The organism is Woronichinia naegeliana WA131 (genome assembly GCA_025370055.1).
In the GTDB taxonomy this organism is placed as follows: domain Bacteria; phylum Cyanobacteriota; class Cyanobacteriia; order Cyanobacteriales; family Microcystaceae; genus Woronichinia; species Woronichinia naegeliana.
Genome location: CP073041.1, coordinates 2,990,738 through 3,015,250, shown reverse-complemented (window position 1 = coordinate 3,015,250; position 24,513 = coordinate 2,990,738). Strand labels below are relative to the sequence as shown.

General features: G+C 39.5%; 14 protein-coding genes and 9 pseudogenes. 7 read left to right on the top strand and 16 right to left on the bottom strand.

Translation table 11 applies throughout. From position 1 onward, the window contains the following. The first annotated feature begins 26 nt into the window (after positions 1-26). Positions 27-869 (top strand): annotated as a pseudogene (locus KA717_15355) (transposase). Between the two features lie 317 nt (positions 870-1,186). After that, positions 1,187-1,426, top strand: a complete 240-nt coding sequence (locus tag KA717_15350) for a RecQ family zinc-binding domain-containing protein (protein UXE63808.1) — start codon at positions 1,187-1,189, stop codon at positions 1,424-1,426. Positions 1,427-1,444: 18 nt separating this feature from the next. Here the strand turns inward: KA717_15350 and KA717_15345 are convergent, their stop codons facing one another. After that, on the bottom strand, positions 1,445-2,275 hold the full coding sequence (locus tag KA717_15345) for a tetratricopeptide repeat protein (GenBank protein ID UXE63807.1): 831 nt from the start codon (positions 2,273-2,275) through the stop codon (positions 1,445-1,447). Positions 2,276-2,321: 46 nt separating this feature from the next. Beyond that, on the bottom strand, positions 2,322-3,512 hold the full coding sequence (locus KA717_15340; GenBank protein ID UXE63806.1) for an aminotransferase class V-fold PLP-dependent enzyme: 1,191 nt from the start codon (positions 3,510-3,512) through the stop codon (positions 2,322-2,324). Positions 3,513-3,728: 216 nt separating this feature from the next. Between KA717_15340 and KA717_15335 the strand changes: the two genes are divergently transcribed. Then, positions 3,729-3,884: a hypothetical protein gene (locus KA717_15335; GenBank protein UXE63805.1), complete on the top strand. Its 156-nt coding sequence runs from the start codon at positions 3,729-3,731 to the stop codon at positions 3,882-3,884. Between the two features lie 291 nt (positions 3,885-4,175). Further along, entirely contained in the window at positions 4,176-5,039 is an 864-nt protein-coding gene (locus KA717_15330; GenBank protein ID UXE63804.1) for a PEP-CTERM sorting domain-containing protein, read from the top strand. 23 nt (positions 5,040-5,062) lie between these two features. On the opposite strand, the gene speA is transcribed toward KA717_15330, so the two are convergent. The 6 genes from speA to KA717_15300 form a co-directional block, all read right to left on the bottom strand. Then, positions 5,063-7,021, bottom strand: a complete 1,959-nt coding sequence (gene speA, locus KA717_15325; GenBank protein ID UXE64674.1) for a biosynthetic arginine decarboxylase — start codon at positions 7,019-7,021, stop codon at positions 5,063-5,065. A 114-nt stretch (positions 7,022-7,135) separates the two neighbouring features. Beyond that, positions 7,136-8,134: a CHAD domain-containing protein gene (locus KA717_15320; GenBank protein ID UXE63803.1), complete on the bottom strand. Its 999-nt coding sequence runs from the start codon at positions 8,132-8,134 to the stop codon at positions 7,136-7,138. A gap of 124 nt (positions 8,135-8,258) precedes the next feature. After that, positions 8,259-8,708, bottom strand: coding sequence for a peroxiredoxin (locus tag KA717_15315; protein ID UXE63802.1), 450 nt, complete (start codon positions 8,706-8,708; stop codon positions 8,259-8,261). Positions 8,709-8,864: 156 nt separating this feature from the next. After that, the gene (locus tag KA717_15310) at positions 8,865-9,272 is read right to left on the bottom strand and encodes a CAAD domain-containing protein (GenBank protein UXE64673.1); all 408 of its coding nucleotides are present in this window, start codon (positions 9,270-9,272) and stop codon (positions 8,865-8,867) included. Positions 9,273-9,824: 552 nt separating this feature from the next. Beyond that, positions 9,825-10,739 (bottom strand): ISKra4 family transposase, encoded by a 915-nt coding sequence (locus KA717_15305; GenBank protein UXE63801.1) that lies wholly within the window; start codon positions 10,737-10,739, stop codon positions 9,825-9,827. Continuing rightward, positions 10,705-10,857 (bottom strand): hypothetical protein, encoded by a 153-nt coding sequence (locus tag KA717_15300; protein ID UXE63800.1) that lies wholly within the window; start codon positions 10,855-10,857, stop codon positions 10,705-10,707. The genes KA717_15305 and KA717_15300 overlap by 35 nt, the downstream gene beginning before the upstream one ends. A gap of 225 nt (positions 10,858-11,082) precedes the next feature. Between KA717_15300 and KA717_15295 the strand changes: the two are divergent. After that, positions 11,083-12,420 (top strand): annotated as a pseudogene (locus KA717_15295) (IS5 family transposase). A gap of 444 nt (positions 12,421-12,864) precedes the next feature. Here KA717_15295 and KA717_15290 read toward each other — a convergent pair. The 5 genes and pseudogenes from KA717_15290 to KA717_15270 all read right to left on the bottom strand — a co-directional run bounded on the left by KA717_15290 (position 12,865) and on the right by KA717_15270 (position 19,715). Next, positions 12,865-13,068 (bottom strand): annotated as a pseudogene (locus KA717_15290) (IS5/IS1182 family transposase). Between the two features lie 356 nt (positions 13,069-13,424). Continuing rightward, positions 13,425-14,762, bottom strand: a pseudogene (locus KA717_15285) (IS5 family transposase). 259 nt (positions 14,763-15,021) lie between these two features. Then, a pseudogene (locus KA717_15280) lies at positions 15,022-16,303 on the bottom strand (ISKra4 family transposase). Between the two features lie 804 nt (positions 16,304-17,107). Further along, positions 17,108-18,444 (bottom strand): annotated as a pseudogene (locus KA717_15275) (IS5 family transposase). Positions 18,445-18,602: 158 nt separating this feature from the next. Continuing rightward, on the bottom strand, positions 18,603-19,715 hold the full coding sequence (locus KA717_15270) for a transposase (GenBank protein ID UXE63799.1): 1,113 nt from the start codon (positions 19,713-19,715) through the stop codon (positions 18,603-18,605). Between the two features lie 213 nt (positions 19,716-19,928). Between KA717_15270 and KA717_15265 the strand changes: the two are divergent. Beyond that, positions 19,929-20,588 (top strand): annotated as a pseudogene (locus KA717_15265) (transposase). Between the two features lie 61 nt (positions 20,589-20,649). On the opposite strand, the gene KA717_15260 reads toward KA717_15265, so the two are convergent. From KA717_15260 to KA717_15250, 3 genes and pseudogenes are all read right to left on the bottom strand, one after another. After that, entirely contained in the window at positions 20,650-21,015 is a 366-nt protein-coding gene (locus KA717_15260) for a hypothetical protein (GenBank protein ID UXE63798.1), read from the bottom strand. Between the two features lie 334 nt (positions 21,016-21,349). Beyond that, a pseudogene (locus KA717_15255) lies at positions 21,350-22,687 on the bottom strand (IS5 family transposase). Between the two features lie 112 nt (positions 22,688-22,799). Next, the gene (locus KA717_15250) at positions 22,800-23,423 is read right to left on the bottom strand and encodes a hypothetical protein (protein ID UXE63797.1); all 624 of its coding nucleotides are present in this window, start codon (positions 23,421-23,423) and stop codon (positions 22,800-22,802) included. A gap of 149 nt (positions 23,424-23,572) precedes the next feature. Here KA717_15250 and KA717_15245 point away from each other — a divergent pair. After that, positions 23,573-24,265: pseudogene (locus tag KA717_15245) on the top strand (transposase). The last annotated feature ends 248 nt before the right edge of the window (positions 24,266-24,513 follow it).

Below are 24,513 nucleotides of genomic sequence, written 5' to 3'. Positions count from 1 at the left end.
CTACCGCAAAGCCAGAAGAACCAGAAAAAACAGAAAAAATAATAGATAAGCTGTATGAAGAAATAAAAGAGAAAAGGAAAGAAAAGCCGAGGACTTATAGGGAAGTGGCAAGAAAAGAGTACTTAGCCATAGCAAAAAAACGTCGTGTGTCAAAAAAAGAAAGAAGAAAAGGAACAAAAAAACAACTAGGATATATAAAAAGAAACTTGTCTCATATAGAAAAAATGATAGAAGAGGGAGCAAAGTTAGAAAAACTAACGAAAAAAGAGCAAGAAGAGCTTGTAACGATAGGAAAAGTGTATGAGCAACAGTTAGAAATGTATGAAAAAAAGACAAATAAAGTAGAAAACAGAATTGTGAGTGTAAGCCAACCTCACGTGCGTCCAATAGTGCGTGGAAAAGCGGGAAAAGCAGTAGAGTTTGGAGCTAAAATATCGGCAAGTAATGTGAATGGCTTTGTCTTCTTAGACAAATTAAGTTGGGATAATTACAACGAATCGGGAGATTTACAAGCGCGAATAGAAGAATATAAAAGGGAAACAGGATGTTATCCGGAATCGGTTCATGTGGATAAAATCTATCGAACAAAAGCGAATCGAGCTTATTGTAAAGAAAGGGATATAAGAATGAGTGGTCCCCGATTGGGAAGACCGCCGAAAGAGGTGAGCAAAGAAAAAAAGAAAGAGGCACGCTCAGATGAAAGAGTGCGTAATGCCATTGAGGGTAAATTCGGACAGGGAAAGAGGAAATTTAGTCTTGGTCGAGTGATGGCCAAACTACCTGAGACCTCGGAAACGGTAATTGCGATGAACTTTTTGGTAATGAATCTTTCTACTCTACTTCAGAAGACAAAAAGTAAAAAGTTGTAGAGTCGTTTTTCTTGTGAAAAATGGTGTTAATTTTCCTCTCTTTTGTGAGGAGTGATTTGTGTTGACCTTTTTAGACAGAAAGGAACAATAGATTAAACAAAATCTGTATTTTGATTTGTTTCCATAAGGATAAGTTATCTATGCTTTTTCAGTCCATACTTCCCTAACCCACATTTCTTTCGTTTTTTGACTTTTTCAGCAAGCCCTACTTAGAGCAACAATACCGTCAAGCCACCGCGATCGCTCGTCAAATTCCTCGCCAAGGAGAAATCCAAGCAATTAAGGTCACCTTTCCCGATCTAGAACTTTCTCTTTCCTTGCTTCATCGTCTGGGACAATTGGAATGGTTAGATCCCTTTCATTATCATTTACTCAATGACCGTCAATCACCTCATTTTTCTCCGATCAAAGTCCTAGCAGGCCAATCCGTTCAACCTTACCTAAAAACCCGCCAATGTCGTTGGCAATTTTTGCTTCAGGCCTTTGGTTGGTTATCAGAGGCGAAAAATTTGGCCTGTGGTCAATGTGATAATTGTCGTCGTTTTAATTTACATTAAATTACATTCAAACGTTAGTTAAGACTTAACATCACCAGCTTGTTTCATGGCATCTAGGGTCTCCTGCGCTTTTTGAGCATTCACTCCCTTACCCTGAGACTTAAACAACTGGGCTGCTTTTTCCAGATCAGCGATCGCTTTAGTGGGATTTTTAAGTTGATAATAGGTTAAACCGCGATTATAGTAAGCATCAGCAAACTTGGCATTAAATTCAATACTTTTACTGTAATCAGCAAGGGCTTTATCGGGTTGCTTGAGACGGTTATATAACAAGGCACGATTATAATAAGCATTAGCACTTTTGGGATTAATTTTAATCGCTTCGTTATAATCTGTGAGCGCGATTTTATGCTTGCCGAGATCGTCTTGAGCGTTACCTCGATAAATATAAAAATCTGCATATTTGGCATTCAGTTTGATCGCATTAGAACAGTCTTGAATGGCTTTGTCATACTGTTTTAATAAATAAAAGGCATAGCAGCGATTACCAAAGGCATAGGCAAATTTTGGATTCAATTCGATCGCTTTATTGTAGTCGGCGATCGCTGGATCATACTTTCCTAAAATATGTTGAGCATAACCTCGATTATAAAAAGCATCGGCATCTTTAGGATTGAGTTTAATAGATTCCGAAAAGTCTTGAACGGCTCCCTTGTAGTCCTGGGCTGCCAATTTATCAACTCCCTGATTATACCATTGTACTGCTGTTTTAGGAGATGAAGAGGTTGAAGGGGTTGAAGGGGTTGAAGAGGTTGAAGGACTGGATTGTTGAGCCAACAGTGGCCATTGACAACAGAGCATTAATCCTAGGGCCATTGACCGCAGCAAGGATGTTGGTATGATTCTCATTTTCTTAAATCAATTTTTAACCATTTACGTTGAACTCATTTTCAGTTTAGATCAATTTTCGTAACAGTTCTAATAGCTGCTCAATTTCCTCTTTGGTCGTGAAGTAATGACAACAGGCTCGGATACAACTGGGAGAAACAATCGTTCTCAGATAAAAACGGGAGTCCTCTAATTTCTGCACCAACTGAGCAGGGGATTTTCCCTCGGTTAAACGAAAAGAAACCAAGCCAGCTTCGGGATAGGTCGGCAAAAGACAGGTAAGGCCCCCAATCTCCTGTAATCCTTCCCAGAGATAACGACTTAAGGCGCAAATCTGTTGATAGCGTTCTTGGCTTGTCCCCGCTTGTTGATGAACCGCGATCGCGGCCCGTAGTCCTGCATATTGGGGCACAGCAGAAGTGGCCACCTCAAAACGACTGCCATCGGCTTTCCAACCAACCACTTGACCCTGGGCATTGTATTCTAAACTGCGCCAGCCCACATAGGTCGGTAAAAGCTGGGGAAGATGTTCGGGTTTAATATAAAGTCCTCCCACTCCCGCCGGGCCACAGAACCATTTGTGACCAGTAAAGGCATAGTAGTCCACCACCGAATTACTCAGATTTAGGGCCAGAGAACCGGCTGACTGGGCCCCATCTACCAAAACTTGAATGGGATAATGACCTGGATAATCGTGACAGGCCTGGGCGATCGCTTCTAGGGGTAGCACCTGGCCCGTATTCCATAGCAAATGACTTAAAACCACTAAACGAGTTTTAGGCGTAAGCTGATCTTGAATAACCGTCACCGGATCGCCACTTTCCAAGGTTGCCAGCAGCGGACATTCCGAATAAGTGACCCCAAACCGAGCCGCGATCGCCTGCACAATGGCAATAACCCCAGGATGTTCACAATCGGTTAATAAGATATGATCGCCCGCTTGCCAATCCATTCCCCACAGCACAATATTACAGCCCGCCGTCACATTATCCGTAATGGTCATGGTTCCAATAGCGACATTTAATTCCTGAGCCAAGGATTGACGTAATTGGGACAACTGGTTTTGAAACCAACGATTCCCCACAATCGAGAAAGGCCCTTCCGCCTCTAAAAAACCATAGGCCTCTAAAATTGCCGTTAGGGATAATTGAGGTAAAATCCCCTGGCCACCAAAATTAAAATAATGTTTACCTTCAAGACCTGGAAATGCTGCCCGCAAAGACGGCAAAGAATCAACAGTTGTATTCGTCACTGACATAGGGAAAAGAGAGGGAAAGAGGCAAATCGTTAGTCATAGACAATGGTGATTGTACTTGACCATTCACCCCCAATAATATCACCTGAATCACGAGGCGATTTAATCCCTTTCCTTCTTTTCACTGCATAATCACCTAGAAGACCGTAACTTCGGTAAAGTAGAAGCAGGGATCATCCGTCACCATCTTAAGCTTGATGGCAAACCGATCAAGAATCTATGGATATTGAGCAACTTATTTGGCAGTATGGTCAGGGGGAAAGGGATTTTAGTCGCCTGGATCTTCAACATACAGAAATTATCCACACCGATCTTAGTGAAACTAACCTCAGCCGCACTTCTTTGGAAGCATCAAGCGAATTTATCTGGTGTTGATCTCTTTATACTTTCTTCAGAAAACCCCTGATGTTTCGTTGGCCTCTAGCCTCAGAGTCTCTGCACTTAAAGCTTTCTAGCCTATATGAAGGTTTTTTAATGGTTCAATAGCTTGGATCGGGAGGTGTCTTTATCTTTGCAAATATACCATCCGTAAATTTAGGTATTTTCGAGGTTGACCAGATAAAGAAATTATGATTAGATTAATAGTAGATAAGCATAGGCTATTTTAGAGGGGAAAGACTGCCTAGTTAAAAACCGTATCGAAGACATCTCTGTAGAACAGTAGTTGTGCTAACCATAATCAAATTTTATTTGCTTAAAAGTCACTCTAAATTTTATAAATTTCCCTTTTTGATTAAAAGCTCCTTACGTTTTATGAGTAAATTCTTATTATCTGTCGCTAGTTTAACCTTCGGTAGCTTGTTGGCAATCGGTTTGTCTCCTGCTCAAGCTGCCTATATCAGTTTTAATAATTTTGGCAACGTTGGAGCCGAGAACGTGGGGGACAGTGACTTCCACGAGATGACCCTAAAAGTTCAAGATCAAGGTGATATTGCTGCGTTGGCCAGCAACCAAGTACTCTTCACGTTCACGGCGAAAAGTACACTTTCGTCTAGTTTGGCAGCAACGGGACTCTACTTTTTCGATAATGCTGGTTTGTTTTCCAGCTATAGTTTTTCTTCTGCCTATTCGACGGCTGGCAATAGCTTGACAGGTCAAAGTGGCGGAAGCTTGTTTCAAGGAAGTTCTATTGGGACAACGAGCGCCACCTATAGTTTCAATAGCAGCAATAATGCTGATGGACTACAAGCCAATGAATTGGTGGGCATTGTCGCAACGCTTAACAGTGGCAAATCCTTGTTTGATGTTAATTCAGCCTTTTGGACTGCAGGTAAGTTTTTGATCGGCAGTAATGTTGTCGGTTATAGCGGTAGTAGTAATCAAGATTCCTTTTATGTGGGAACACCTGACTTTCGCCTCGTCACTAGTCCGGGTGCAACTTGGCAGAGTGTACCGCCTTCTTTTACTAACGTATCTGATCCAGGACCGGGGGCTGTCCCTGAACCCTTAACCCTGTTAGGGGCTGGAGTGGCAGCCGGATTAGGCTCCTTATTCAAAAAACGTTTTAACCAATCTCAAGATAAGTCCTGATTTTGGATTTACCGGTTTGTTGTTTAACTTTTAAGATAGGTGTAATGTCTGAGGCTGCGTTCATAGTTTTGAAGCAAAAGCTGGGACTCTTCTAAGCTCATACGATTATCCTCCAGGGCTTCCTCAGTATAGCGACGCATATTTTCTAATAAATCTTCAGCATCGTACTGGACGTAGCTAAGAACCTCGGTGATCGTATCGCCTTTGACGAGATGTTCAATTTGATAGCCCTTGGGGGTCATTTGGATATGAATAACGTTGATATCGCCAAAGAGATTGTGTAAATTTCCCATGATTTCCTGATAGGCTCCCACCAAAAACATCCCCAGGTAGTAAGGTTCGGGATGGGGATGGGCAATTTCACTATCATAATTTTTAGCTTCAATCAGGGGATGTAGTTCTAGAACGGATTTAACATCGCGCAGATCAATAAACTGATCAATTTTGCCATCACTATCGCAGGTAATATCAGCCAGAATAGCCCGTTGGGTCGGTTCTTCATCGAGACGGTGAATGGGCATAATCGGAAAAAGTTGGTCGATCGCCCAGGAATCGGGAGCCGACTGAAAGACGGACATATTAATGTAATAGATAGAAGCCATATTCCGTTCGAGATCTTCGAGATCATCGGGAACATATTCCTGTTGCCGACAAATGCTTAAAATTTTGCTACAGCAGGCCCAATAAAGTTGTTCTGCCCTGGCGCGTTCTTTGAGTCCGAAGTAACCAAAGTTAAAAAGACTGATCGCTTCCTCTTTAAACTGCACAGCATCGTGATAGGCTTCCTGATAATTTTCCTCGGTAATGGTTTCTAGGGTTTCCCAGAGATTGCGAATAATTAAATGCTCTTTTTCACTCTGAATATCTGGTACTTGATTGGGAATATCATTGGTGGCCAGCACATCAAAAATTAACACGGATTGATGAGAGGCGATCGCCCGACCACTTTCACTCACCAGGGTAGGACAAGCAATACTGGCCGCTTCACAGGCCTCTTGAACGGCGGAAATCACGTCATTAACGTAGTTTTGAATATTGTAGTTTTTAGAAGCATAAAAATTGGTTTTGGAACCGTCATAATCCACTCCTAAACCACCACCCACGTCTAAATATTGCATATTAGCCCCTAATTTAGCCAGTTGAACGTAGATCTGACTAGCCTCGGTCATGGCTTCTTTAAGCACAGAAATGGAGGAAATTTGGGAACCAATATGAAAATGTAATAACTGTAAACAATCCAGCATCTTGGCATCTTTTAGCTGATTCACCACTAAGAGCATTTCAGGAATGGTTAAGCCAAATTTAGCGCGATCACCAGTAGAAATCCCCCAACGTCCTACCCCTTGAGTACTTAATTTGGCTCGTACTCCCAGAATCGGTTTAATCTGCAAATTTTGACTAATTTCGATCGCGAGGGTTACTTCCGAAACCTGCTCCACCACAATAATCGGTCGATGCCCTAAACGTCTTGATAATAAAGCGGTTTCAATATATTCTCGATCTTTGTAACCATTACAAACAAGTAAGGTTTGCCCCTGTTCTGATTCGGGATTGGGATCGGGTTCTAGGGTAGCCAAAGCGATCATTAATTCGGGTTTTGAGCCTGCTTCTAAACCAAAATGGTAGGGCTTACCGTAGCGCACCAAGGATTGTACAATATGGCGATGTTGATTACATTTAATCGGATAAACACCTCGATAGGTATTTGGATATTTATAACGGGCAATTCCCCTGGCAAAAGCGGCATTTAAACGGTTAATCCGATCTGCTAAAATATCGGAAAAACGCAGGAGCAAGGGTAAACCAATATTGCGTTTACGGAGAGCTTCTACTAATTCATATAAATCTAAGGAGCCACCATGATCTCCCTGGGGTGATACGGTAATATGACCCGCCGAATTAATGGAAAAATAGGGATCGCCCCAACCTTGAATGCGATAAAGATTTTCACTATCTTCAATACGCCAAGGTTTACGCAGAATTGGGACTGGTGCTGATAAAGCGAGGGGTTCGGGGAGTGTTTCGGGGATGACCTGAAGTTCTAATGCTTCTAATTCCATGATTGTTGCTAGTAATAATAAATAAAATTTTAAAAACTAATTCATCGGATTTGGGGATTCGGAAGTAGAAAGTAAAGACTGTTGGAGGATTAAACGCGATCGCGTCCGTTGTTGTGGATTCAGAAAAGTCTGTTGTAAGGGTTGCCAGGCTTGCCATTTTTGTAAGCGATCGCCTTGAATTTTCTCAATTAGAACTGGTAGTAATAATAAGGCTTTCCCCTCACAGATTTTCTCCAGCCAAGCTCTCAAGACGATACTATCATTAATATCTCCTAAAACCTCCTGAATTGCTTTAATCAACTTAATCATTTCTTGATAATCACGATCATAAAGATCCGTAAATAATTCTAGTTGATAACGGGTTCGTTTTGCCTGTTTTCGCAAATCATGGAGAATGCTTTCCTGGGTATCCAAAATCAGATCCACTTGACTGGAGGTAAGATCCTCGATCAAAACCCTTTCTCCATTTTCCTTTATTTCTGTATTTACCAACCAGCCCGGATGGAGAAAAAATTGACTCAGAGTAGGCAAAAGCAGATCTGGCAAAACGTCTTGAATCGGAAAAGCAGCGATCGCTGTCCATTGGGGCCTTTGGAGCCAATCTTCTAATCCTTGTTTTAAGGCTGCGTAGTGATTGCCATTGAGGATCAGACTGGTTTCCTTAAAGGTTTTTTGACGTTGTTTGTGGAGAGTATCCCGCAAGCTTGCCAGTTGTTTTTGTTCCACTGCGGGTAGATCGGTTTGGCCCCATTGCGTCAGCTTTTCCTGTTGAACATCCAGATCCCGTAAACTTCCCAGCGAGCGAGCAACCATTCCCACTCTTTTGGCTTGTATTCTTTTCGGTAAAATAATTGCCCCAGTAAAACCGGCGATCGCGGTTCTGAGTCGTCGCATTCCCACCCGCATCTGATGGAGTTCCTCTGGATCATCATCCCTAAGAACACCCTCTTCATGTTTGAGCATTTTACGGTAATGGCGAGCGATCGCTACCACTGCCCAATCGCCAAAGGTTTTTGCCTGGGAAGAATGACTCATGACTCTGGGACTATAGAAGAAAAAATTGAGCTTAGTCTCCCTATATCCTAGTTTCTAATCATCGTCCCTAGTTTATGAAAACGTTAAGAAAGAAAAATCCTCCATCGCGGAGGATTCAGAAACATCAATCTTGCTTTTCCACACCAATCGAGCAGAGAAGATCCTTGGCATGGGTCTCCGTTTTAACGGCTGTATCCACGTGGGAAATCTTGCCATCACCGTTAATAACATAGGTCACACGCTTAGCATAGCCCCCAGCATCCACATCATAAGCTTTGGTGATGAGTCCATCTCTATCCCCTAACAATTGAAAAGGCAGTCCATACTTCTTTTTAAACTGCACATGGGAGGCCCGACCGTCCATGCTTAAGCCTAGTACCACCACACCTTTTTTTTGATACTCATCGTATTGCTCTTTGAAGCTCTGAGCCTCCTTGATGCAACCGGGGGTGTCATCTTTGGGATAGAAATATAAAACAACAGTTTTGCCAGCGAAATCAGAGAGAGAGACCTCTTTACCCTGATCATTAGTCGTCGTAAAGTTAGGTGCATCAGTGCCGACTGCTAAAGCCATAATTCCTCATCATTGACAATCTATGGAACGTTTTGATTTTAAAGCGGGAGCTTGCCAAAAAACAAGGTGTGGTCTTCCGCCCTGTTCTGAGTTGCTCACATAAAAAAAACTCCGACTGAAACAGACGGAGGGAGATGTTGACGAATCGGAATAATTTTAACCGCCAAAAATTTGATCTTTTAAAGCACCAAACTCTGAAAGTAGTTCCTGACGGTTTGAGGCTTTCCAGAGATAACGCCAAACAAACCAAGCCGTGTAGCCTAAGCCGATCAGTTGCAGCATAGGCGCGAGTAGGGGAATATCATTAATTGCATCTAGAACAGCGACTAAGATTTTGACACTGACAATGCCTAAAACAATGATACCAATACTAATTAAGGGTTGTTTATTATCGGCGAAAAATTCACCGGTATATTCTGGGACTTTACCCAAAACTTCCCAGATCGGCTGTAGCCATTCTTGCCAAGGCTGATCGGTAATCGGGCCTTTTTTACCAGTGGCTAGGGTTCCGAGATCGGTTTTTAGCCCAGAAGTAGCGGTTTTTTGTTCCACATTGGATTCCATCTTCAACAATTCCTTCTGTTAAGATTGAACATTTATTGCTGACAGTTGCCTGTTGTCGAGGGCTGTTTAGCTTCTGCTCATATTATCTTAAAAGTGAGCGAAAGACCCCCTGTTGCCTTTTTCCTGAAAAAGAACTCACAAAAATCAACCCTTTCTCTCGGCTAAACCAGTCTCAGGGCGATCACCTCTAAATTCTAGATCCTTTGCGTACTAATTCTTTTGGCGTGTTCTATACAAAATCAATCAGGATAGCCGAAACCGTTACCTAATCTATCGTTCAAAAGATAAGATGCGTTTGCTCTGAACCGCTGTTTGAGTAGAGATGATTTTAAGTAGAAAAAGTGCTAATATCAGCAGATGAAGAGTGGGTTTCTTTGAGGGAACGGAACTTCAACGGGCGATCGCCTTATCAAATTTAGTACGTCCGGGCGATAATCCCATCACGCGAGTTTGCAACACATCGGGAGACAAATCCTTAAGCTGAATTTCTAAATCCTCTAATTGGGCTTTTTCTGAACGGGTGCGACCTTTAGTTGATAAAAGCTGTTGTAATCAGGGTTCTACAGGGAACCCATATTGATCAAGTTTTGCCCAAAATTGACTCCATCGTTCCTTGGTCAATACCAAAGCTCGTAGGCTCAAAATAATTCCTGCTCCTTTTTCCTTCCATCGCATCCCTGAACAACATAATCGTTGTTTGACCAACGTCTTACAAGCTGCTTCCGTAACACCTGAACCAATCGGATACTTTTTCTCTAAGTATTCAGCATAATCCATTTGATGCTGATGATTCTCGTAATAAGTAATCGCCGCTTGTAGTTTCTCGGTAAGATTCTTAGAATGACTTTTTTCTTCTTTGACTTCTTTCATCAGATTTAGCAGTTCTCCTGCTTTTCCTTTTTCATGCTTGAGTTCTCGACAATTTTCAGTCAACCATTCTTTTTGTTTTGACACGGTATTCGGATGCAACGCTTCTGCCAAGGCACCTAAGTAACCAGAGGCATGATAGAAATCTAATATCTGTTCTTCCGTTTGCTTTTCTAAAAACTTCCAATTTGATTCTGCCTCGTCTGCTATCCCGACCAATGTTGCCTCTGGATAACGGTTTTTCGCTCGCTCAATTTCTCTTTCCAATCTTTCTAGAAAACTCTTTTTTCCATACTCTGGTGCCGCACCTAGATAGATTGTAGGTTGACGTTCTCCCTCACTATCGTATAGGGAAACGGTTCCCACCATTGCTTCACGGTAGCCATCCTCACACATCAGCATACAGGTTCCATCTAATCCTATTCCCACTGTTGCAATTTGGCTATCCTCCTTGGGCGGGGCATAACTCCACGCTTCTTCTTTTGCCTGTACCACACTTCCTACTGCTTCACTCAATCTTTGGATATAGGATAGCGCTACTTTTCTACCATGATTTTCTAATAAATCATTTTTCACCTCTTTGCCTGCCATCCCTGACATTTTTGAGGATACCTGTTTTGCCAATAATGGCGTTGATGTTATGATTATCCTTGCTTCTCTTTCTAAGGGGCAATACGTTTTTCCTCAAAGGTGAACGCTGATATACATGACGATTCACTATAACCTCACCATAAGGTGTTTGATATTCTTTCGGTTGCTCTCCCTTACTCTTCCAGATTTCTTCACCGATTTTTAAGGGTGAACCATCTGTATCTAAATAGGGCTTGCTGAAAAAAGCTGAAACCTTTACGGAGAAAAATAGTAGGCGAATTAAGAACCGCTAGAATGCACGAAAATAGGGTAGAATGCCTCAAAACCATTGCATTAAGAAGAGAGAAAGCAGATGTACCGAAAGCAACAGTACTCAATTGAAACACCAGAAAACTTGAAAAATCTGTTCGGCGGGCAGTTAGACGAAGAAAATCGTTGGATAGAAATGTCAAAAATGATTCCCTGGGAAGAATATGAGGAAGAATATGCAAAAAACTTCACAGAAAAAAAAGGAGCCCCAGCCAAATCATTTAGAATGGCATTAGGAGCATTAATTATCAAAGAAATTTCAGGAAAAAGTGACAGAGAAACAGTAGAACAAATAAAAGAGAACCCTTATTTACAGTACTTTATAGGAATGGAAAGCTATAGTAGCAAAGAAGCATTTAATGCGTCAATGATGGTTCATTTTCGTAAAAAAATAGGAATGGAATTAATAAATAAAATTAATAAAGAAATAGAAAAAAAAGCGACGGGTGTAGCGTCAGAAAAAAAAGAAAATGAAGGAAAGTTATTGTTAGATGCGACTTGTATACCAGCAGATATAAAATATCCAACGGATATAGGAATATTGAATGATGCCAGAGAAAAAACAGAAAAAATAATAGATAAGCTGTATGAAGAAATAAAAGAGAAAAGGAAAGAAAAGCCGAGGACTTATAGGGAAGTGGCAAGAAAAGAGTACTTAGCCATAGCAAAAAAACGTCGTGTGTCAAAAAAAGAAAGAAGAAAAGGAACAAAAAAACAACTAGGATATATAAAAAGAAACTTGTCTCATATAGAAAAAATGATAGAAGAGGGAGCAAAGTTAGAAAAACTAACGAAAAAAGAGCAAGAAGAGCTTGTAACGATAGGAAAAGTGTATGAGCAACAGTTAGAAATGTATGAAAAAAAGACAAATAAAGTAGAAAACAGAATTGTGAGTGTAAGCCAACCTCACGTGCGTCCAATAGTGCGTGAAAAAGCGGGAAAAGCAGTAGAGTTTGGAGCTAAAATATCGGCAAGTAATGTGAATGGCTTTGTCTTCTTAGACAAATTAAGTTGGGATAATTACAACGAATCGGGAGATTTACAAGCGCGAATAGAAGAATATAAAAGGGAAACAGGATGTTATCCGGAATCGGTTCATGTGGATAAAATCTATCGAACAAAAGCGAATCGAGCTTATTGTAAAGAAAGGGATATAAGAATGAGTGGTCCCCGATTGGGAAGACCGCCGAAAGAGGTGAGCAAAGAAAAAAAGAAAGAGGCACGCTCAGATGAAAGAGTGCGTAATGCCATTGAGGGTAAATTCGGACAGGGAAAGAGGAAATTTAGTCTTGGTCGAGTGATGGCCAAACTACCTGAGACCTCGGAAACGGTAATTGCGATGAACTTTTTGGTAATGAATCTTTCTACTCTACTTCAGAAGACAAAAAGTAAAAAGTTGTAGAGTCGTTTTTCTTGTGAAAAATGGTGTTAATTTTCCTCTCTTTTGTGAGGAGTGATTTGTGTTGACCTTTTTAGACAGAAAGGAACAATAGATTAAACAAAATCTGTATTTTGATTTGTTTCCATAAGGATAAGTTATCTATGCTTTTTCAGTCCATACTTCCCTAACCCACATTTCTTTCGTTTTTTGACTTTTTCAGCAAGCCCTAATTAGGGTTTGCCGAATAAAGGCAGAACCTTTATCAGATAAGCTTTTCAGCCATTTTGAACACGATTAGGTGCAAGCTTATGGCATTTGAAGGCTCAAAATCCATGCACTTTGCTAGAAAATTGTGGGTTAAAATCGGAAACTGATTTCTGAAGTCACCATTTTTCGCGCCCTGTGGCATCTAGGTTCGATTTGCAGACTTATTCAGCAAGCCCTAATTAATGCTCCTAATGCCATTCTAAATGATTTGGCTGGGGCTCCTTTTTTTTCTGTGAAGTTTTTTGCATATTCTTCCTCATATTCTTCCCAGGGAATCATTTTTGACATTTCTATCCAACGATTTTCTTCGTCTAACTGCCCGCCGAACAGATTTTTCAAGTTTTCTGGTGTTTCAATTGAGTACTGTTGCTTTCGGTACATCTGCTTTCTCTCTTCTTAATGCAATGGTTTTGAGGCATTCTACCCTATTTTCGTGCATTCTAGCGGTTCTTAATTCGCCTACTATTTTTCTCCGTAAAGGTTTCAGCTTTTTTCAGCAAGCCCTAATTAGGGCTTGCTGAAAAAGTCAAAAAACGAAAGAAATGTGGGTTAGGGAAGTATGGACTGAAAAAGCATAGATAACTTATCCTTATGGAAACAAATCAAAATACAGATTTTGTTTAATCTATTGTTCCTTTCTGTCTAAAAAGGTCAACACAAATCACTCCTCACAAAAGAGAGGAAAATTAACACCATTTTTCACAAGAAAAACGACTCTACAACTTTTTACTTTTTGTCTTCTGAAGTAGAGTAGAAAGATGCATTACCAAAAAGTTCATCGCAATTACCGTTTCCGAGGTCTCAGGTAGTTTGGCCATCACTCGACCAAGACTAAATTTCCTCTTTCCCTGTCCGAATTTACCCTCAATGGCATTACGCACTCTTTCATCTGAGCGTGCCTCTTTCTTTTTTTCTTTGCTCACCTCTTTCGGCGGTCTTCCCAATCGGGGACCACTCATTCTTATATCCCTTTCTTTACAATAAGCTCGATTCGCTTTTGTTCGATAGATTTTATCCACATGAACCGATTCCGGATAACATCCTGTTTCCCTTTTATATTCTTCTATTCGCGCTTGTAAATCTCCCGATTCGTTGTAATTATCCCAACTTAATTTGTCTAAGAAGACAAAGCCATTCACATTACTTGCCGATATTTTAGCTCCAAACTCTACTGCTTTTCCCGCTTTTTCACGCACTATTGGACGCACGTGAGGTTGGCTTACACTCACAATTCTGTTTTCTACTTTATTTGTCTTTTTTTCATACATTTCTAACTGTTGCTCATACACTTTTCCTATCGTTACAAGCTCTTCTTGCTCTTTTTTCGTTAGTTTTTCTAACTTTGCTCCCTCTTCTATCATTTTTTCTATATCAGACAAGTTTCTTTTTATATATCCTAGTTGTTTTTTTGTTCCTTTTCTTCTTTCTTTTTTTGACACACGACGTTTTTTTGCTATGGCTAAGTACTCTTTTCTTGCCACTTCCCTATAAGTCCTCGGCTTTTCTTTCCTTTTCTCTTTTATTTCTTCATACAGCTTATCTATTATTTTTTCTGTTTTTTCTCTGGCATCATTCAATATTCCTATATCCGTTGGATATTTTATATCTGCTGGTGTACAAGTCGCATCTAACAATAACTTTCCTTCATTTTCTTTTTTTTCTGACGCTACACCCGTCGCTTTTTTTTCTATTTCTTTATTAATTTTATTTATTAATTCCATTCCTATTTTTTTACGAAAATGAACCATCATTGACGCATTAAATGCTTCTTTGCTACTATAGCTTTCCATTCCTATAAAGTACTGTAAATAAGGGTTCTCTTTTATTTGTTCTACTGTTTCTCTGTCACTTTTTCCTGAAATTTCTTTGATAATTAATGCTCCTAATGCCATTCTAAATGATTTGGCTGGGGCTCCTTTTTTTTCTGTGAAGTTTTTTGCATATTCTTCCTCATATTCTTCCCAGGGAATCATTTTTGACATTTCTATCCAACGATTTTCTTCGTCTAACTGCCCGCCGAACAGATTTTTCAAGTTTTCTGGTGTTTCAATTGAGTACTGTTGCTTTCGGTACATCTGCTTTCTCTCTTCTTAATGCAATGGTTTTGAGGCATTCTACCCTATTTTCGTGCATTCTAGCGGTTCTTAATTCGCCTACTATTTTTCTCCGTAAAGGTTTCAGCTTTTTTCAGCAAGCCCTAATTAAGAACAGTTGGGGAAACAGTTGGGGAGATCAGGGCTACTTCTGGATTTCTTATGCTGACAGCCAGGGTGCTAATCGCGCGGTTTCTTTTTCTCAAGGGGTGCGACCTTTAGTTGATAAAAGCTGTTGTAATCAGGGTTCTACAGGGAACCCATATTGATCAAGTTTTGCCCAAAATTGACTCCATCGTTCCTTGGTCAATACCAAAGCTCGTAGGCTCAAAATAATTCCTGCTCCTTTTTCCTTCCATCGCATCCCTGAACAACATAATCGTTGTTTGACCAACGTCTTACAAGCTGCTTCCGTAACACCTGAACCAATCGGATACTTTTTCTCTATGTATTCAGCATAATCCATTTGATGCTGATGATTCTCGTAATAAGTAATCGCCGCTTGTAGTTTCTCGGTAAGATTCTTAGAATGACTTTTTTCTTCTTTGACTTCTTTCATCAGATTTAGCAGTTCTCCTGCTTTTCCTTTTTCATGCTTGAGTTCTCGACAATTTTCAGTCAACCATTCTTTTTGTTTTGACACGGTATTCGGATGCAACGCTTCTGCCAAGGCACCTAAGTAACCAGAGGCATGATAGAAATCTAATATCTGTTCTTCCGTTTGCTTTTCTAAAAACTTCCAATTTGATTCTGCCCCGTCTGCTATCCCGACCAATGTTGCCTCTGGATAACGGTTTTTCGCTCGCTCAATTTCTCTTTCTAATCTTTCTAGAAAACTCTTTTTTCCATACTCTGGTGCCGCACCTAGATAGATTGTAGGTTGACGTTCGCCTTCACTATCGTATAGGGAAACGGTTCCCACCATTGCTTCACGGTAGCCATCCTCACACATCAGCATACAGGTTCCATCTAATCCTATTCCCACTGTTGCAATTTGGCTATCCTCCTTGGGCGGGGCATAACTCCACGCTTCTTCTTTTGCCTGTACCACACTTCCTACTGCTTCACTCAATCTTTGGATATAGGATAGCGCTACTTTTCTACCATGATTTTCTAATAAATCATTTTTCACCTCTTTGCCTGCCATCCCTGACATTTTTGAGGATACCTGTTTTGCCAATAATGGCGTTGATGTTATGATTATCCTTGCTTCTCTTTCTAAGGGGCAATACGTTTTTCCTCAAAGGTGAACGCTGATATACATGACGATTCACTATAACCTCACCATAAGGTGTTTGATATTCTTTCGGTTGCTCTCCCTTACTCTTCCAGATTTCTTCACCGATTTTTAAGGGTGAACCATCTGTATCTAAATATTTCAAGGCTTCTTTGCTGGCGATGCAACCTACTTCGTTTAAGCCTTTTTGAATATTTATTTCTGTATCCAACATTGAACGACTGAGTTCTAATGTTAGTTCTATTTTTATCTTTGAACCCTCTACATTAATTAGTTTTGCTGTCATCATTGTTTCCTCTTTGTCACTTTTCATCCCATGTTAACACTTTTCTTTTCCTTCATCAACTAAAGGTCACACCCTTCTCAAGCTATTTCCCCCTACCAAAGGATTTACGATTATGATGACTTTGGACTCGTCGATAGCCTTAACAGTCCTTATGCCTTCAATGCTTACACCTCTGAAGCTAATGAACCCTTAAAAGCGGTTGGTTTCTACACCTTAGCTGATGGTGCTTCTTACGAAATTAAAATCTATGATGATTTCCAGAATGGGCAGCTTACTAATCTCTTAAGTTCTACGACAGGAACAACACTTTTTCAAGGTTATCACACAGTAAATTTACCCTCAACCGTTTCTCTGAAAACAGGGGATAAATTCTATGTGTCGTTGCATCTCTCTAATGGAGGAGCGTATCCTCTTGCAGTTGATTACCAGAGCTATTACAACTATTCCTCAAATTCTACTGCTAATCCAGGGGAAAGCTTTTATAGCTTTGATGGTAGCACTTGGGGGGATCTCAATGCATTTGATCCCACTGCGAACTTCTGTATTAAAGCACTCGTGGGAACTTCAGGTGTAACTAGGGCTTGCTGAAAAAGTCAAAAAACGAAAGAAATGTGGGTTAGGGAAGTATGGACTGAAAAAGCATAGATAACTTATCCTTATGGAAACAAATCAAAATACAGATTTTGTTTAATCTATTGTTCCTTTCTGTCTAAAAAGGTCAACACAAATCACTCCTCACAAAAGAGAGGAAAATTAACACCATTTTTCACAAGAAAAACGACTCTACAACTTTTTACTTTTTGTCTTCTGAAGTAGAGTAGAAAGATTCATTACCAAAAAGTTCATCGCAATTACCGTTTCCGAGGTCTCAGGTAGTTTGGCCATCACTCGACCAAGACTAAATTTCCTCTTTCCCTGTCCGAATTTACCCTCAATGGCATTACGCACTCTTTCATCTGAGCGTGCCTCTTTCTTTTTTTCTTTGCTCACCTCTTTCGGCGGTCTTCCCAATCGGGGACCACTCATTCTTATATCCCTTTCTTTACAATAAGCTCGATTCGCTTTTGTTCGATAGATTTTATCCACATGAACCGATTCCGGATAACATCCTGTTTCCCTTTTATATTCTTCTATTCGCGCTTGTAAATCTCCCGATTCGTTGTAATTATCCCAACTTAATTTGTCTAAGAAGACAAAGCCATTCACATTACTTGCCGATATTTTAGCTCCAAACTCTACTGCTTTTCCCGCTTTTCCACGCACTATTGGACGCACGTGAGGTTGGCTTACACTCACAATTCTGTTTTCTACTTTATTTGTCTTTTTTCATACATTTCTAACTGTTGCTCATACACTTTTCCTATCGTTACAAGCTCTTCTTGCTCTTTTTTCGTTAGTTTTTCTAACTTTGCTCCCTCTTCTATCATTTTTTCTATATCAGACAAGTTTCTTTTTATATATCCTAGTTGTTTTTTTGTTCCTTTTCTTCTTTCTTTTTTTGACACACGACGTTTTTTTGCTATGGCTAAGTACTCTTTTCTTGCCACTTCCCTATAAGTCCTCGGCTTTTCTTTCCTTTTCTCTTTTATTTCTTCATACAGCTTATCTATTATTTTTTCTGTTTTTTCTCTGGCATCATTCAATATTCCTATATCCGTTGGATATTTTATATCTGCTGGTGTACAAGTCGCATCTAACAATAACTTTCCTTCATTTTCTTTTTTTTCTGACGCTACACCCGTCGCTTTTTTTTCTATTTCTTTATTAATTTTATTTATTAATTCCATTCCTATTTTTTTACGAAAATGAACCATCATTGACGCATTAAATGCTTCTTTGCTACTATAGCTTTCCATTCCTATAAAGTACTGTAAATAAGGGTTCTCTTTTATTTGTTCTACTGTTTCTCTGTCACTTTTTCCTGAAATTTCTTTGATAATTAATGCTCCTAATGCCATTCTAAATGATTTGGCTGGGGCTCCTTTTTTTTCTGTGAAGTTTTTTGCATATTCTTCCTCATATTCTTCCCAGGGAATCATTTTTGACATTTCTATCCAACGATTTTCTTCGTCTAACTGCCCGCCGAACAGATTTTTCAAGTTTTCTGGTGTTTCAATTGAGTACTGTTGCTTTCGGTACATCTGCTTTCTCTCTTCTTAATGCAATGGTTTTGAGGCATTCTACCCTATTTTCGTGCATTCTAGCGGTTCTTAATTCGCCTACTATTTTTCTCCGTAAAGGTTTCAGCTTTTTTCAGCAAGCCCTAACTATACTTACATCTTGCACCAAAACTCATGTTCTAAGTTGTGACAGCAACTAACTGAAGTTGGAGTCCAAAAGATTGCAAAAGTGGACGTAATCGCTCGACTTGAGAAAAAAGGGAACAAAGAGCAACATCAGGAAAAAGTGTCTGAAGAGCAGAAGCAGAAGCTTGACCCCAATCAGGTGGTTTAGAGGAGTCAGTAGAAAGATAAACCCAATGGGCAAGAAGAAAACTAATCATCGAAAGAAGCAACCAGCGATAAACCCCCAGAAGAGTTTGTTGACCAAAACGATGTAAACCAAAACGATGTTTTACGGTCTTGAAAAAGCCCTCAATACTCCATCTTCGCCGTCCCCACCAGATAATGGTACTGGACTTAAGAGGACGAGTCGATAAGACGAAGCGTTTTTCGAGTTTGCCGTTACGTTTGAGGTAGAACCAAGAGATAGTAACAGGGAAAGATAATCCATCAAGAGTGACCTGTTGTCCTTTTTTGAGCAAATCACGAAGCTGACGACCATCAGCTAATTTACGGTCACAACGCACACCGACGATAACCGCAAGACGGCGTTTTTTCATCGCTTGAAGGAATTGCACACTACTAAAGGCGGTATCGGCTAAAATGACAACCCGAAAAGCACTCAGGAGTTCTTTGGGTAGGCTATCCACTAATCGCACCGCGAGTTGAGCGGGACTTCTTGTTTCTTTACCTCTCCAAACTCGAAATCCCCAGGGGACTAGAAATTCTCCTATCACCAGATAAATCACCAAAAGATGTAAACCCCTCTTCCCGTGAAGAACATGAATTAAATGCTCAAAAGCCTTAAATTTTCCGCATTTCTCCAGTGTCGTTAAGTCCACAATCACCTGCAACCAAGGTCGTCTTCCTCTTGGAGCATAGGTAAGTAGTTCTTTGAGAATTGCTTTTCGCACTGCTCGGATAATTTGGCGAGTACCCCAATCATACTGATTCAAAAATCGGCTTAAGGCCGAGGGTGATTTTGTTTGACTATGTTGGGGTAGAGGATGACCTTGAGCTTCTAGGAATAGCCCCAACATTGCCTGCAAACTATCGCGTTGATAGGAGGTCGGCATCAAACCTAGCAATGTATAAACTAGGGTCTGGGCTTGTATAAGAATGGTTTCCATTGTTTTGCTGTTTTTTCACTTCTACTCCTTTTTCCACTTTCTTGACCCTTTCCGCCAGTCGTTCTTTTGTTCTGCTGCAAGATGTAAGTAGGGCTTGCTGAAAAAAGCTGAAACCTTTACGGAGAAAAATAGTAGGCGAATTAAGAACCGCTAGAATACACGAAAATAGGGTAGAATGCCTCAAAACCATTGCATTAAGAAGAGAGAAAGCAGATGTACCGAAAGCAACAGTACTCAATTGAAACACCAGAAAACTTGAAAAATCTGTTCGGCGGGCAGTTAGACGAAGAAAATCGTTGGATAGAAATGTCAAAAATGATTCCCTGGGAAGAATATGAGGAAGAATATGCAAAAAACTTCACAGAAAAAAAAGGAGCCCCAGCCAAATCATTTAGAATGGCATTAGGAGCATTAATTATCAAAGAAATTTCAGGAAAAAGTGACAGAGAAACAGTAGAACAAATAAAAGAGAACCCTTATTTACAGTACTTTATAGGAATGGAAAGCTATAGTAGCAAAGAAGCATTTAATGCGTCAATGATGGTTCATTTTCGTAAAAAAATAGGAATGGAATTAATAAATAAAATTAATAAAGAAATAGAAAAAAAAGCGACGGGTGTAGCGTCAGAAAAAAAAGAAAATGAAGGAAAGTTATTGTTAGATGCGACTTGTACACCAGCAGATATAAAATATCCAACGGATATAGGAATATTGAATGATGCCAGAGAAAAAACAGAAAAAATAATAGATAAGCTGTATGAAGAAATAAAAGAGAAAAGGAAAGAAAAGCCGAGGACTTATAGGGAAGTGGCAAGAAAAGAGTACTTAGCCATAGCAAAAAAACGTCGTGTGTCAAAAAAAGAAAGAAGAAAAGGAACAAAAAAGGCACTGGTATCGTCTAGCTAGAAGCTATAAACGTTGCAATACAAGAGGTTCAACAAATCAGGCGAATTTGGAGTAAGTCCTCCCAAGTTAACCCTTTTTGAATTATACCGAGAGCTACCGCAGGAACTTTTTTCGTCGTAAAATGGCTGCGAACAAAGTTATGAACCATCCAGAAAATATCTAGCACTCGCTGTAATCCCACAACAGATTTAGCATAAGTATTTGTTCGACGACGAAAGGCGGCTAAATAGCGTCGTAGAGAACTATTAAATGCCTCAACGTGGTTGGCATGAACATCCTTGTCTTCTGGTTTTTCTGTTGTCTCAGGATGTTCAGTTTTCGGAGTTTCTACTTTCTCTAGTTTACCCTCAGAATCTCGACGTTTACTACTCTTATTTTTTAATCTTACCACCATACCCTTCGGTAATACTTTGGTGGGACGACCTCGCTTCCCAGTCCTTAATACTTCGTGACAAATATTAAATAGCAGTTGACTATATCGCTTTTCTCCATCTGTAAATAGGGCTTGCTGAAAAAGTCAAAAAACGAAAGAAATGTGGGTTAGGGAAGTATGGACTGAAAAAGCATAGATAACTTATCCTTATGGAAACAAATCAAAATACAGATTTTGTTTAATCTATTGTTCCTTTCTGTCTAAAAAGGTCAACACAAATCACTCCTCACAAAAGAGAGGAAAATTAACACCATTTTTCACAAGAAAAACGACTCTACAACTTTTTACTTTTTGTCTTCTGAAGTAGAGTAGAAAGATTCATTACCAAAAAGTTCATCGCAATTACCGTTTCCGAGGTCTCAGGTAGTTTGGCCATCACTCGACCAAGACTAAATTTCCTCTTTCCCTGTCCGAATTTACCCTCAATGGCATTACGCACTCTTTCATCTGAGCGTGCCTCTTTCTTTTTTTCTTTGCTCACCTCTTTCGGCGGTCTTCCCAATCGGGGACCACTCATTCTTATATCCCTTTCTTTACAATAAGCTCGATTCGCTTTTGTTCGATAGATTTTATCCACATGAACCGATTCCGGATAACATCCTGTTTCCCTTTTATATTCTTCTATTCGCGCTTGTAAATCTCCCGATTCGTTGTAATTATCCCAACTTAATTTGTCTAAGAAGACAAAGCCATTCACATTACTTGCCGATATTTTAGCTCCAAACTCTACTGCTTTTCCCGCTTTTCCACGCACTATTGGACGCACGTGAGGTTGGCTTACACTCACAATTCTGTTTTCTACTTTATTTGTCTTTTTTTCATACATTTCTAACTGTTGCTCATACACTTTTCCTATCGTTACAAGCTCTTCTTGCTCTTTTTTCGTTAGTTTTTCTAACTTTGCTCCCTCTTCTATCATTTTTTCTATATCAGACAAGTTTCTTTTTATATATCCTAGTTGTTTTTTTGTTCCTTTTCTTCTTTCTTTTTTTGACACACGACGTTTTTTTGCTATGGCTAAGTACTCTTTTCTTGCCACTTCCCTATAAGTCCTCGGCTTTTCTTTCCTTTTCTCTTTTATTTCTTCATACAGCTTATCTATTATTTTTTCTGTTTTTTCTCTGGCATCATTCAATATTCCTATATCCGTTGGATATTTTATATCTGCTGGTGTACAAGTCGCATCTAACAATAACTTTCCTTCATTTTCTTTTTTTTCTGACGCTACACCCGTCGCTTTTTTTTCTATTTCTTTATTAATTTTATTTATTAATTCCATTCCTATTTTTTTACGAAAATGAACCATCATTGACGCACTAAATGCTTCTTTGCTACTATAGCTTTCCATTCCTATAAAGTACTGTAAATAAGGGTTCTCTTTTATTTGTTCTACTGTTTCTCTGTCACTTTTTCCTGAAATTTCTTTGATAATTAATGCTCCTAATGCCATTCTAAATGATTTGGCTGGGGCTCCTTTTTTTTCTGTGAAGTTTTTTGCATATTCTTCCTCATATTCTTCCCAAAGAATCATTTTTGACATTTCTATCCAACGATTTTCTTCGTCTAACTGCCCGCCGAACAGATTTTTCAAGTTTTCTGGTGTTTCAATTGAGTACTGTTGCTTTCGGTACATCTGCTTTCTCTCTTCTTAATGCAATGGTTTTGAGGCATTCTACCCTATTTTCGTGCATTCTAGCGGTTCTTAATTCGCCTACTATTTTTCTCCGTAAAGGTTTCAGCTTTTTTCAGCAAGCCCTAAATAACTGGAGAGATTCTGCACTCCTTTCAAATAATTCCGCTACCGTCATCATTGCTTCTAGAAATAATTTCTGCTCTTTTTTACCACATTTTAAATGCCAAATAAAGCGGCTAGCCCTGTCCATGAGCACGATTGTCCACCCCTCAGAGGCACTTGCTTCTTTATTTTTTCCAACTTTTGTGTATAGTTCATCCCCTTCTATTACTAATTTAACAAATTCATTCACTAAGGCGTATAAAAATAATGTCTCTTGTAATCCTGATAATTTCTTTTCCCAATTCAATATTGTTGTTTTTGCGTAGCCGAATACTCGGGCTGCTGCATTTAATCCTATTCCTTCCATTCTGGCTTTTAATACTTTTACAATTTCACTTAATGGGGTTTCTAAGCCAGCGATTACGCTACCATAAGTCTCAGCAAAACAAGAACCACATTCTTGACAGATGAACATTTTACGTTCCCCGTTACCTTTCGTTTGGTAATGAGAATGTATTTTTACTTTTTCACTATAGCAATGAGGGCAGTTTTTCTGAAATAAGGCTTCCTCTTTCTCTTGAGGTAAGCCAATATCACTTAGGAGGTCAATTGAGCTTTTATTCAATGTTGACATTGCTTTCCGTTTTCCCTTTCTTTAATATAATGACAATAATAATAGTATAACAAAAACGGGAATATGTCCAGTCGTAAGTTATTTTCTATTTTCTCAAACTCTTACACCATAACTTTTTCTAGCTTTGATCACACGATACCAGTACCACAAAAAAACAACTAGGATATATAAAAAGAAACTTGTCTCATATAGAAAAAATGATAGAAGAGGGAGCAAAGTTAGAAAAACTAACGAAAAAAGAGCAAGAAGAGCTTGTAACGATAGGAAAAGTGTATGAGCAACAGTTAGAAATGTATGAAAAAAAGACAAATAAAGTAGAAAACAGAATTGTGAGTGTAAGCCAACCTCACGTGCGTCCAATAGTGCGTGAAAAAGCGGGAAAAGCAGTAGAGTTTGGAGCTAAAATATCGGCAAGTAATGTGAATGGCTTTGTCTTCTTAGACAAATTAAGTTGGGATAATTACAACGAATCGGGAGATTTACAAGCGCGAATAGAAGAATATAAAAGGGAAACAGGATGTTATCCGGAATCGGTTCATGTGGATAAAATCTATCGAACAAAAGCGAATCGAGCTTATTGTAAAGAAAGGGATATAAGAATGAGTGGTCCCCGATTGGGAAGACCGCCGAAAGAGGTGAGCAAAGAAAAAAAGAAAGAGGCACGCTCAGATGAAAGAGTGCGTAATGCCATTGAGGGTAAATTCGGACAGGGAAAGAGGAAATTTAGTCTTGGTCGAGTGATGGCCAAACTACCTGAGACCTCGGAAACGGTAATTGCGATGAACTTTTTGGTAATGAATCTTTCTACTCTACTTCAGAAGACAAAAAGTAAAAAGTTGTAGAGTCGTTTTTCTTGTGAAAAATGGTGTTAATTTTCCTCTCTTTTGTGAGGAGTGATTTGTGTTGACCTTTTTAGACAGAAAGGAACAATAGATTAAACAAAATCTGTATTTTGATTTGTTTCCATAAGGATAAGTTATCTATGCTTTTTCAGTCCATACTTCCCTAACCCACATTTCTTTCGTTTTTTGACTTTTTCAGCAAGCCCTAAGTATACCGACTTTCGCGATCGCAGCAACAAGCGCAACGC

What these genes read in the sequence shown, in the direction of transcription:
- KA717_15345 (UXE63807.1), bottom strand. Translation starts at nt 2,275, where the DNA reads ATGAGAATCATACCAACATCCTTGCTGCGGTCAATGGCCCTAGGATTA.
- KA717_15340 (UXE63806.1), bottom strand. Translation starts at nt 3,512, where the DNA reads ATGTCAGTGACGAATACAACTGTTGATTCTTTGCCGTCTTTGCGGGCA.
- KA717_15335 (UXE63805.1), top strand. Translation starts at nt 3,729, where the DNA reads ATGGATATTGAGCAACTTATTTGGCAGTATGGTCAGGGGGAAAGGGAT.
- KA717_15320 (UXE63803.1), bottom strand. Translation starts at nt 8,134, where the DNA reads ATGAGTCATTCTTCCCAGGCAAAAACCTTTGGCGATTGGGCAGTGGTA.
- KA717_15315 (UXE63802.1), bottom strand. Translation starts at nt 8,708, where the DNA reads ATGGCTTTAGCAGTCGGCACTGATGCACCTAACTTTACGACGACTAAT.
- KA717_15310 (UXE64673.1), bottom strand. Translation starts at nt 9,272, where the DNA reads ATGGAATCCAATGTGGAACAAAAAACCGCTACTTCTGGGCTAAAAACC.
- KA717_15305 (UXE63801.1), bottom strand. Translation starts at nt 10,739, where the DNA reads ATGTCAGGGATGGCAGGCAAAGAGGTGAAAAATGATTTATTAGAAAAT.
- KA717_15270 (UXE63799.1), bottom strand. Translation starts at nt 19,715, where the DNA reads ATGGAAACCATTCTTATACAAGCCCAGACCCTAGTTTATACATTGCTA.
- KA717_15260 (UXE63798.1), bottom strand. Translation starts at nt 21,015, where the DNA reads ATGGTGGTAAGATTAAAAAATAAGAGTAGTAAACGTCGAGATTCTGAG.
- KA717_15250 (UXE63797.1), bottom strand. Translation starts at nt 23,423, where the DNA reads ATGTCAACATTGAATAAAAGCTCAATTGACCTCCTAAGTGATATTGGC.